Annotated in this window: 11 protein-coding genes; 6 read left to right on the plus strand and 5 right to left on the minus strand. The window is 45.3% G+C overall.

Annotation, left to right across the window (positions count from 1 at the left end; genetic code table 11):
• Window positions 1-232 precede the first annotated feature (232 nt).
• Complete coding sequence (locus QVA83_RS12590; RefSeq protein WP_069945267.1) at window positions 233-1,177, plus strand: hypothetical protein; 945 nt, start codon at window positions 233-235, stop codon at window positions 1,175-1,177.
• 250 nt (window positions 1,178-1,427) lie between these two features.
• Window positions 1,428-1,868: a hypothetical protein gene (locus tag QVA83_RS12595; RefSeq protein ID WP_069945191.1), complete on the plus strand. Its 441-nt coding sequence runs from the start codon at window positions 1,428-1,430 to the stop codon at window positions 1,866-1,868.
• Window positions 1,869-1,920: 52 nt separating this feature from the next.
• On the opposite strand, the gene QVA83_RS12600 is transcribed toward QVA83_RS12595, so the two are convergent.
• The 3 genes from QVA83_RS12600 to QVA83_RS12610 all read right to left on the minus strand — a co-directional run bounded on the left by QVA83_RS12600 (window position 1,921) and on the right by QVA83_RS12610 (window position 4,827).
• Entirely contained in the window at window positions 1,921-2,184 is a 264-nt protein-coding gene (locus tag QVA83_RS12600; protein ID WP_014977757.1) for a TIGR03643 family protein, read from the minus strand.
• Between the two features lie 102 nt (window positions 2,185-2,286).
• Window positions 2,287-4,422: an exonuclease domain-containing protein gene (locus QVA83_RS12605; protein ID WP_069945192.1), complete on the minus strand. Its 2,136-nt coding sequence runs from the start codon at window positions 4,420-4,422 to the stop codon at window positions 2,287-2,289.
• A gap of 117 nt (window positions 4,423-4,539) precedes the next feature.
• Window positions 4,540-4,827 carry a hypothetical protein gene (locus QVA83_RS12610; RefSeq protein WP_230598863.1) on the minus strand — a complete coding sequence of 96 codons (288 nt, stop codon included), beginning with the start codon at window positions 4,825-4,827 and terminating at the stop codon, window positions 4,540-4,542.
• 186 nt (window positions 4,828-5,013) lie between these two features.
• On the opposite strand from QVA83_RS12610, the gene QVA83_RS12615 reads away from it, so the two are divergent.
• From QVA83_RS12615 to QVA83_RS12625, 3 genes are all read left to right on the plus strand, one after another.
• Window positions 5,014-5,205, plus strand: a complete 192-nt coding sequence (locus tag QVA83_RS12615) for a zinc ribbon domain-containing protein (RefSeq protein ID WP_014980678.1) — start codon at window positions 5,014-5,016, stop codon at window positions 5,203-5,205.
• Window positions 5,198-5,827: a flavin reductase family protein gene (locus QVA83_RS12620; RefSeq protein ID WP_014951284.1), complete on the plus strand. Its 630-nt coding sequence runs from the start codon at window positions 5,198-5,200 to the stop codon at window positions 5,825-5,827. Before QVA83_RS12615 ends, QVA83_RS12620 begins: the two co-directional genes overlap by 8 nt.
• Window positions 5,828-6,049: 222 nt before the next feature.
• Window positions 6,050-6,343, plus strand: coding sequence for a high-potential iron-sulfur protein (locus QVA83_RS12625; RefSeq protein ID WP_014951285.1), 294 nt, complete (start codon window positions 6,050-6,052; stop codon window positions 6,341-6,343).
• Between the two features lie 98 nt (window positions 6,344-6,441).
• Here QVA83_RS12625 and QVA83_RS12630 read toward each other — a convergent pair whose 3' ends face one another.
• Both QVA83_RS12630 and QVA83_RS12635 read right to left on the minus strand, forming a co-directional pair.
• Window positions 6,442-8,061 (minus strand): amidase, encoded by a 1,620-nt coding sequence (locus tag QVA83_RS12630; protein WP_069945193.1) that lies wholly within the window; start codon window positions 8,059-8,061, stop codon window positions 6,442-6,444.
• Between the two features lie 129 nt (window positions 8,062-8,190).
• A complete protein-coding gene (locus QVA83_RS12635; protein ID WP_014951287.1) occupies window positions 8,191-8,952 on the minus strand; it encodes a substrate-binding periplasmic protein in 762 nt (253 codons plus the stop codon).
• A 291-nt stretch (window positions 8,953-9,243) separates the two neighbouring features.
• Here QVA83_RS12635 and prmA point away from each other — a divergent pair.
• A partial coding sequence (prmA, locus tag QVA83_RS12640; protein WP_287498515.1) for a 50S ribosomal protein L11 methyltransferase occupies window positions 9,244-9,955 on the plus strand: 712 nt, incomplete at its 3' end.

Raw genomic sequence — 9,955 nt, forward strand, 5'->3', positions numbered from 1 at the left:
TACATCAAGGTGACACAACAAAGAGTACGGACATTTTAAACTCGCCCTTCGGGAAGGTCTGGCAAGCTTCCTAGCTTCATTCTGGGAATTTAAAAGGGAAGAGCCATTCCTGCATTCCCACGCTTCGCTAGGAAACTTGCCAGCGCCTTCTGAGTGGGCAATTATCTATGCGGATTGGTATAAAAAGATTTAATGTATAAACTACTTAATCATGTTGTTTAAGGTTAAACAGGTGCGAAATCTTTTTTTGTTTATTTTACCGCTGATAGCCATTGCAGGAACTAACGCGCAGGCAGAACAAATAGCGCCCACCTTCTCACAGAAGCTAGATATTCAAGTTCGTTACGATAATCGTTCCAACCGCCCAAGCCGCGAACAATATCGACTGCGTTACTATCCCTCTCTTGTCATCACTTCTGCGTGGTCAATAAACAGCTTTGTGGTGACTGGCGATGACTTTTCATCAAGCCACAATACATTCGGCAGCGACAACACTGATTATCTCTACGCGCGGCGACTGTACCTAAGGCATGAAACCGATTCGGGGAAAACTGAGTTAGGCGTTATTCCAACTTACAAAGGGCGTGTTTCTTCCACCGGCTTGTCGAAAGATGGTTGGATAACGGGGGTACGTCATGTGAGGCAATTGCAAAACGACACCGCCATTGAAATAGTCGTTGGTCAACTTGCAAATGCTGAAGCATCTGAAGCCTTTAATATTGGCGGAGAGGACGAGTATTTCGAAATTGAATATTCGGCCAAGATGGGACAACGACATAGCTACGAAGCCAGTTTTGAAAGAATGCTGAACGGTACGTTTGCCCGGGCAGAATATCGATTACGTATTAATGAACAAGATACCGCGTTCATTGAATTAGTGCAGCGTATTGATGAAAGTGCTGCGAAAGTTGTAGTGGGCACCAGCGGCGAATTCGCTGCAAGCGCTTTTAACACATCATATCCTATCGAATATTTTGCTTACTATTCCTATATAGACAGTAGTTTTGGTGAGCGCGCTGAATTAATTGAAGACTTTCTAGGAACAGGTCACGGCGGCTCTCTGGAATTTAGTGGCGTGCTATCTGAGAAGCATGATGTTGAATGGTTTATAAGAGCTGATGTGGTAGATAGCGTCAGTCGATTACTGGCAGGAGTAAAACTCTCCTTCGATAGTTGAATGAAACGAAGCGCCTACTCCACATAAAAAAGGCCCATCAAACGATGGGCCAAACAGCAAGAACGCGTACACACTTTAACAGTGCATAATAAGTTACGGCTTGTCGCCATTGTGAGTTCAATTGCCGCAGATTACGTATTTTTAATCTCTTGAGCTTTAAACTTAAAGTTGAGTTTATTAAAATTTAGTTTAACGAAGCTCTAAAGCTCGTATTGTTTAACTCTAATAATCGTAATTTGAAGGTGTTCTTGTGCCCAGCCGTTACGCTCAGTTCAAAGAAAAACTTCCCATTTCCCGACTCTCCGATGAAGCGCTGCTTGCGTTTCGTGTCCTTTTTGATGATCCTCTCGATATCGTAGACTTAGCGCAAGATATATCTGACTTAACGCTTTACCCGGAACGGCTGAAAGACAGTTATAGAAAGGAGTGGGAAGCCTACGTGCTAAAGGCACTGGCGTTTGAGATCAAACAACATACAGACGTTTCTCCTGCAGAGTTCATTGAGCTTGTCATGAACAAGGTAGAAGCGATTCAGCAAAATGACGCCACCTATCAAAATCTATTGCGTCAGGTTCACCACGCTAAGAGTATTTTGCAATCAGAAAACACGATCGTTTTTCCTACCCCCATGCGGCAGCAGTTAACTGCGTTTCTTTTGCCGATTACTACTATTTCGCCTCCCAAAAAATAAAGGCAGCGACAACGTAAGGCCGTTCCGCTTCTATAGGAAAGGTTTCTACACGCTACTTATTAGCGCCTTTAAATTTGTACTGAGAGGGGCAGTATCCTCTGTCCACACCTTCAGGGCGCAGGCTGGCATGTTTGGTTTTTCTACCCGACACGCGCTCTCGCCAGTTCTTGAAGGTTTTCTGTTTGAGATTTTTACGCATAAGCTTTATCACATCTTTTTCAGGCAGCCCGTATAAACGCTCTATTGCCTCGAAAGGCGTACGGTCTTCCCACGCCATTTCAATTACACGTGATTCTTGTTCTTCAGTTAATGCCATTTCTTACATCTCAATATGCCTGTTTAACCCCACTACATACTTATTTTCGGCTCATTTTGTTCAGTTCAACTACGCTAAACTTACAAACAATTAGTGGCCGACTTAAACGCTCACTTGCTCATCGTCTTTTTCAAACGCTAGCTTCAACAACTCGGCGGCGGCTTTCGCATCGCTCAGCGCGCGGTGATGCTGCTCCATTTCTATGTGAAAATGCTTTGTTAAGTTTGCCAGCGAGTAAGAAGGCAGCCCAGGATAGGTGCGACGCATTTCGCGAACGGTACACATTTTGGGTCGCCTGAAACTTTGCTCTAGTCTTGCAAACTCTTGCTTGATGAACCCATAGTCAAAGTTTACGTTGTGAGCCACGAACACAGCGTCTTCGGTGAAATTTGCCACGTGTTCCGCTACTTCAGCAAAAAGCGGAGCATCTGCCACCATGTCATCCGAAATACCAGTAAGGCGGGTAATGTTGCTAGGAATGCGGCGCTGCGGATTTAACAGGGTTTGAAACCTGTCCACCTCTTTCCCACCAACAAGTTTTACCATACCTATTTCGGTAATCCGGTTGTAGCTGCTGTTTCCCCCAGTGGTCTCTATATCTACCACAACATAAGGCTGTGCTGGGTCGCGTATCCATTTCACTGTTGTTACCGCAACGTCAAATCCAGCTTGCTGCAAACGTTGAATTGAAACCAGCTGATTTCGGCGAAGCTGATCGCCAGGCGCTTTGATTTCTTCAAAGCGAAGTGCGCCGTCAAATACCATGATATCGGGGAAGCCATCTCGGAGGCTCTCAAAGTCTTTGCACATCATGCGAAGTAAAGCATAAATAGAATCTAGCGAACCATGCTCAATTAGCGCTTCTATAGGCGTAAGCAAATGACTAGACCACATAAACAGGCTATTCACTTTGCCATAGTGCATCGTGGCCATTTTGTGAATATGAAAACGCAGTTTTTCTTTGCTATCAAGCGCCTGTAACAACGCTTCAATACTGTGTTCAAACTTGGCGTAAAAGTTATTCTGTTTAAGCGATAACGGTCTGCGATCAAACTCCGTAACCAGCGTGTCTTCTTCGTAAAGTTGCCTCCAAAAGGTAAGGCCGAACAAACTGCGCCATAATCGGTTTTCCGTGCGCCAACCTTCAATGCCGTGCCTTGCATAATACGCCAGCACACCACGCTCAACCTGTTGGTTTTGGCTTACGTCAATATCCAGTGTACGGCTAGCATTGCGAAGCATATCGGTAACCTTACTGGTGCGTTTTTTGTGGTATTTACGGGCATAGAAATCTTCTGCAAATGCTAGCAGCGTATCCGATTGCGGATTATCAATTATCTCTTCAAGGGTCTGTTTAACACTATTTTCATTTCCGTCCTTGTAGTTCTCTCTTAACCACTTTTCCTTTGCCTTATCGCTTTGCGCCGCTTTCAATACTTCTAGCCCTTTCGCTCTATCAAACATCAGTACTTTTAGGCCTAGTGCATAGAGAAACTGGTCGCGATAAAAACATGCCGACACACCTTCTGTAATGGGCAGTTCACCTTCGGCAATGGCAAGCAACATATCATCGTTATAAAAAGCTAACTGGCTGTAATGGTTGGCGTAAAACCATGACGCTCGGGCGTCGCTTTTAGTTTCAAAACGCGCCGTATCCGTTACGGAATCAGAACGGGTTCTCATTACACCTAAATCGCGCATAGAAAACTGATTTAGGCGGCTTTTGGTGTTACCAAAATAGATAAACAGCAAATAGCGAAGTGCATCGTCGAACAAGCACACTAAGTAGTTATCTAGCGAAAAACGCTCTGGCCAGCCTCTAGCTTCGATATGTTCATTAAGCAACGTCACGAGTTTAGGCTTGGTGAGAGATGCGAGCCCCTGAATACTGCCGTATTCAGCAAGTAGCTCAAGCAGAGCATCTTTGGTCAAGACACCAGCGATGTCATTAAGCGAAGCGTGGGTAAGGTCACCAAACCAGCCGTTGTCGGTAAGCCAATCTATTTGCTCTTGTGGCACAGCGATTTCGCTATAATTGAACTGCGTCCTGTCAATCACTGCATACTTGCGATTTGCAGCGCGCACAACAATACACTGTTTGTCATCGTCTAACGCTTTAAAACGCCTAACAAAGTCAGTGGCTTCGTCACTTAGAAGCGCCCTGCTAGCACTCTCAAAGAACCCAAGGAACTCGTGAAAGTGTGTAAGGTAATAACGTGGCGGTAAATCTTTTCGCATGAGGTATCTTTGGCTATGAAAACACCAATAGTGTATATTTATACAGCCACGCGAATCAAATTAAATCCTCCGCGATTGGGTATCACATCTGCTGCTAATAGTGCACAGCGTGTACTTTTACACGCGTACGCGCTGTTTAGACACCCAATGAAAGAACGAAGAAAGCTGCGCATCTGCCAATAAACGCTGCAAATTGAAGTAGTGTTTGGCCAACGTCATCTCATCATAAAATCGATGTATACCGCTGTGACATTGTCTGCAAATGTAAATGCCGTCCTGAAGCTCCGCTTTGCTAAAGTGCTTTTTAAAATAGGTACGCCTGTGCATTTTTCGCGGTATAAGATGATGGTAAGTAAGGCGAGTTTCTCTATTACAGCACGGGCATTGACCGACTTTATTTGCCACAAGGTCACCTTTTTCGTCTATCACATCTATTATTTGTGCACCCAGTTTTCTGATTACTCATAAGCGTCAAATGGCAGTCTTGTCCTTTTCTCTTAAAATCAGATACAAGGGGCGTGTCTAAAAGAAAATCCACTCGTCTTTGCATTACGTAACAAATAGCATTAGTGATTACAAAGGCATTTAAATATGAGTTTAACTCGTTCCATGGGCTTTTCCTGTCCTTACTGCATGGCTCCAAATGATGTTGAAATAGATGAAATTAACGATGTTGGCCAAGTACAGGTGCTCGACTGCCAAGTGTGTTGTCAGCCCATTGAGCTTACTGCTTATCAGCACGGTGATGACATTCAGATAGAGGCAGAAAGAGAGAATGACTAAGCAGTTTACCCGCGGTGATATAGACGCCCTTGCACAGCGCTACCGCGCAAACCTAATTAATAGTTTGTCTGGTTTTAAATCGGCGACTTTGGTGGGTACAACAAACGGCGTTACAAACAATTTGGCTATAGTGAGCTCTATTGTTCATGTCGGTGCAAACCCGCCTCTCATTGGCATGATCATGCGTCCACATACCGTCACGCGAGATACGTTGAGCAATATAAAACAGCAGGGCTTTTATACGCTAAATCACGTGGCTGTTGACTGGGTCGACAAAGCCCACCAAACATCAGCCCGCTATGCGCCAGATGAAAGTGAATTTGAAGCCGTTGGGTTAACCGCGCAGATCAGTGAGTCCTTCAGTGCGCCGTATGTCAAAGAAAGTGAAATTAAAATGGGCTTAAAAGTAGCACAGCATTTTACTTTGCTTAATGAAACCGAAATGGTTATCGGCGAAATCCAGGAGCTCTACGTTCCTGAGCAAATAATAGATTCAGACGGCTATGCAGATATAGAGCAAGCGCAAACGGCCTGTATCTCAGGCCTAGACAGCTACCACAGCACACAACGAATTGCGCAATTTGCGTATGCAAAGCCCGATGTAAAGTTAACCGTGAAGTGAACTAATAAACTGTCCAACGGTCTTACATTCAATACTTAAGGTTGTAACTCTGAAGTTTATTTAATCTGGATCAAGCGAAAATGCGACATTTCGTTCGATCTTTTTTCAAAAAGAGATAGTATTTAAACATGAAACAAAACCTGCCTCTTTGGGCAGGTTTTTGCGTTTAAGGCACTGAATAAAAAAGAATCATTATCGTTTCTATCTCTTAAGGAGAATGTTATGAAATCTGTAAATCGCCGTGACTTTTTAAAGCTTTCTGGCTCGACAGTTATCGGTCTTACATTAGGTGGTGTAGCGTTACGTGCTCAGGCTCAAGAACAATTGAGCGCTGATGACCCTACTGCAAAAGCACTGAACTACACACCGTCGTCAACTGTTGAAGGTGCAAAATGCGCAAACTGCATGTACGTGCAGGGCGCCGATGGCGAACAACACCGCCCTTGTAACATTTTCCCTAATAAGCTTGTTAACGCTGATGGCTGGTGTAGCGCTTGGGTGAAAAAGCCTGGCTAACCAATCGAAAGAAAAGACGTTCAAAAGCCCTTGAGTTAAACCAAGGGCTTTTTTCGTTTCTGTTGAGGCGAAATACGATTATGTATCCTCATTTCCCGCTAGCGAACTACGTCAATTCCGTCTTCGATACCTTTTAGCGCTGGGTTGTCAAAACGTGTAGGCAGAAGGCCAGGCTTAATGAAGAAGCCGTATTTTGCTTCAAAGACTCTACCTATTTTCAACACGCTTTCGTCTTGCCACTTTCCACCAATAAAGCTAATTCCCACAGGAAGATCTTTCACCTGTCCAGCGGGCACTGTGAGATGCGGATATCCTGCAATTGCGGCCAAATACCCGATACCGATAAAACCGACTGGCGAATGGTCACCATATACACCGTCTATTAAAAAAGAAGGGCTGTTTGAGGGCGCAACTAGTACATCAACATTGTGCTTTGCTAACAACGTATCAATACCATTTTTGCCCGCCGTGTCTTGAATAAGGCGCAGTGCATTTTGATATTTTTCGCTGTCAATGGCTGCCGACGCGAGCGATTTTTCGAAAATGTCTTGATTGAATAACGCTAACTCGCGCTCTGTTTTGTTATTGAAATCGATAAGCTCAGACAAGTTCCTTGCAGGAAGCTCTGCTGGAGACCCCGACAAGTATTCGTTAATACTATGATGGAACTCACTCAGCAGAACATTATAAGAGTCGGCCCAAAATGAATCTGGCTGAGAGAAGTCACTGATGTCCACCAGCGTCGCGCCCGATGCTTTAAGCTGCTTTAACGCGCTTTCATAAACAGCCAGCACATGAGGGTTATCGCCTTGGCGGTACCTAACCACACCAATACGCTTGCCTTTTAAATCTGTAGCCAGCATTGAAGATGTTGGCATAGAAGGGCGGTGAGACTCTGCGTCTAGTGTCGCGTTATCGCTTGCATCAGGGCCCGCCATGATTGCCGTCATTAGCCAGGCGTCTTGAACGTTAGACGTCATTGGTCCTGCGGTGTCCTGACTGAAAGAAATAGGCACTATGTGAGTTCTGGAAAGCAAGCCCACGGTTGGTTTAAAGCCGACTACCCCGTTTATGGATGCCGGACAAATAATAGAACCATTGGTTTCGGTGCCCACGGCAAGTGACGCGAGGCGAAGTGACATGGCAGCGCCCGAGCCCGATGACGAGCCACAAGCACTTCTTGATAGCATATGCGGGTTTCGGGTAAGCCCGCCAACTGCACTCCAGCCGCTGATAGAGGATTCAGAGCGAAAGTTTGCCCATTCAGACAAATTGGTTTTACCCAAAATAATTGCCCCTGCCGCTTTCAGTTTTTCTACGATAGGCGCATCGCGACCAGTGTCATTAGTAATAAGCGCCATTGAGCCGGCTGTGGTGGGCATCTCTGCACTTTCTATATTATCTTTTAGCAGTACGGGAATACCTGCCAGAGGGCCCAGCGTCTCGCCATTCGCTAGTTGTTTATCGATGGCCTTCGCTTCGGTCAGCGCGTTAGGGTTCAACGCTAAGACGCTATTTACCTTTCCATCTAGTCGTTCGATTCGCGCAAGATAACCGCTGACGAGCTCAGCAGATGTCGTTTCGCCACTCGCAATAGCTTGCGCCTGAACGTGAGCAGGCTTATCTAACCATTGCTCAATCTTATCTGTATGATTTGCTTGAGACACGCATGCAGTGCATAGCACGACTACGGCCAGCAAAAAACCCTGTTTCAACATAAACCTTTCCTTAACGTATGATCCTAGCGCCTGTTACTCCTTCTTATTATGCAGCGTTTGACTGCAATAGAAGGTAACGTAATGTTAGTTTCTTATACGTTGGATCAGAAATAGTTCACTGTCTAAGAATTATTTTGCCGTTTCCGCTACGGGAAGCTTATGAAGGAGGTTATCGAGCTTATATTCATCAAGCAGTAACTGATACCGCCCATCTTCAATAAATAGCCGAAGGGTGGCGTTGAACTTGGCTCTTAGCGCTGGGTCGGGGATCGCAGCACTGTAAGGCGATATAGGAAAAAGCTCATGAAAGACGGTTGCGTCTTCGGCATAAGCACTGTTTGCAGATTTGAAGTAGTTGAAAATATTTCTATCGAGAATGGCAACATCGACACTGCCGCGCATCAGCATGTCCACTTGACGATCTTGTCGTGCCATTTCTATATAGGTAGTTTGCGATGCAAGAGTTCGCCCAAAGTCCTCACCTAATACCGATTGAGCGGTTTGAAAAGCAATGACGCTTTTACCTTTCAAATCGTCGATACTGTCTATCGTCAGTTCTCTGTCTGCCCGTGTTACCACGACGTTCTGATAGATAATATATGGCTCAGATAAAATGCTTTGATCGACCGTGTGTGCAGGATTAAGGGTAAGTCCAATGTCAACTGCGTCATCTTTTAATAACCTTGCCGTACGCCCGAAAGGAACATAAATAGGCGACAATCCATATCCCATTTCAGCAAGGATCGCCCGCACCAAGTCAACTTCAAAGCCGGTGTGCTCTTGTGAAATAACGTATGGAGGCTTGTTCCAGCCTACAACCACATCTAGCTCTTTCGCGCTAAGCGGTATGATAAAACACAGTAAACAAACAGCAGATAAAAGTGCGCGCATACAACAGATGAACCAGACTATAAATTAAACGATACCCTTCTCATAATATAAACTTATATTAGAATTTCACCAGTCGACAAAAGGTTAGTTTTTCTCGAGGCTTACGTAATCAATTGAGCAGCCAAGTTTTATTGAGTACGTGAGAGCCTGTTGAAAACCAAAGTGGTTAGATTTGATCATGCCTCTGTAAGCATCGCGCTCTCATTTACTGAAAGCTTTTCGCTTGCCTGCATTTTGTTTACTGCCAAGCAAAGGTACAATAAAGCGCAAAGGTCTCAATGAACGATAACTATGGCTTGGCTACAACTTCGAATTAATACCTCCTCTGAACATGCAGAATCAATAGGCGACATGCTAACGGCCAACGGCTCACAAGCAGTGACCTATGTGGATGCGAAAGACACCCCTATGTACGAGCCCAAGCCGGGTGAAGTGTTACTGTGGCCCGATACACAAGTCGTCGGCTTATTTGAAGCTGATGCCGATATGAAAGGCATCCTTCAGCGCTTGGGTAAAGCCAAAGTCTTAGGCCCTGATTTTAAATATAAGCTTGAGCCACTTGAAGACAAAGACTGGGAGCGAGAGTGGATGGATAACTTCCATCCCATGCAATTTGGCGAGCGCTTGTGGATATGCCCAAGCTGGCGCGATGTTCCCGATCCAAACGCCGTTAACGTAATGTTAGATCCTGGGCTTGCCTTTGGTACTGGCACGCACCCTACCACAGCGCTTTGCTTGCGCTGGCTAGACGGCATAGATATGACAGATAAAACCGTGGTCGATTTTGGCTGTGGCTCAGGAATATTAGCGCTGGCAGCGTTGAAATTGGGTGCTAAGCGCGTTATTGGTATTGATATTGACCCACAAGCCCTTCAGGCAACGAAAGAAAATGCGCGCCGCAACGGCGTTGAAGACCGTCTGGATGTATACCTTCCTGAAGACCAACCTGAACTAGAAGCCGATGTGGTGATGGCGAATATCTTGTCAGGTCCATTACTAGAAC

It is taken from the genome of Alteromonas sp. AO-Serp (assembly GCF_017849675.1).
GTDB classification, from domain to species: domain Bacteria; phylum Pseudomonadota; class Gammaproteobacteria; order Enterobacterales; family Alteromonadaceae; genus Alteromonas; species Alteromonas macleodii.

What these genes read in the sequence shown, in the direction of transcription:
- QVA83_RS12615 (WP_014980678.1), top strand. Translation starts at nt 5,014, where the DNA reads ATGAGTTTAACTCGTTCCATGGGCTTTTCCTGTCCTTACTGCATGGCT.
- QVA83_RS12630 (WP_069945193.1), bottom strand. Translation starts at nt 8,061, where the DNA reads ATGTTGAAACAGGGTTTTTTGCTGGCCGTAGTCGTGCTATGCACTGCA.
- QVA83_RS12605 (WP_069945192.1), bottom strand. Translation starts at nt 4,422, where the DNA reads ATGCGAAAAGATTTACCGCCACGTTATTACCTTACACACTTTCACGAG.
- QVA83_RS12625 (WP_014951285.1), top strand. Translation starts at nt 6,050, where the DNA reads ATGAAATCTGTAAATCGCCGTGACTTTTTAAAGCTTTCTGGCTCGACA.
- QVA83_RS12620 (WP_014951284.1), top strand. Translation starts at nt 5,198, where the DNA reads ATGACTAAGCAGTTTACCCGCGGTGATATAGACGCCCTTGCACAGCGC.
- QVA83_RS12600 (WP_014977757.1), bottom strand. Translation starts at nt 2,184, where the DNA reads ATGGCATTAACTGAAGAACAAGAATCACGTGTAATTGAAATGGCGTGG.
- QVA83_RS12635 (WP_014951287.1), bottom strand. Translation starts at nt 8,952, where the DNA reads ATGCGCGCACTTTTATCTGCTGTTTGTTTACTGTGTTTTATCATACCG.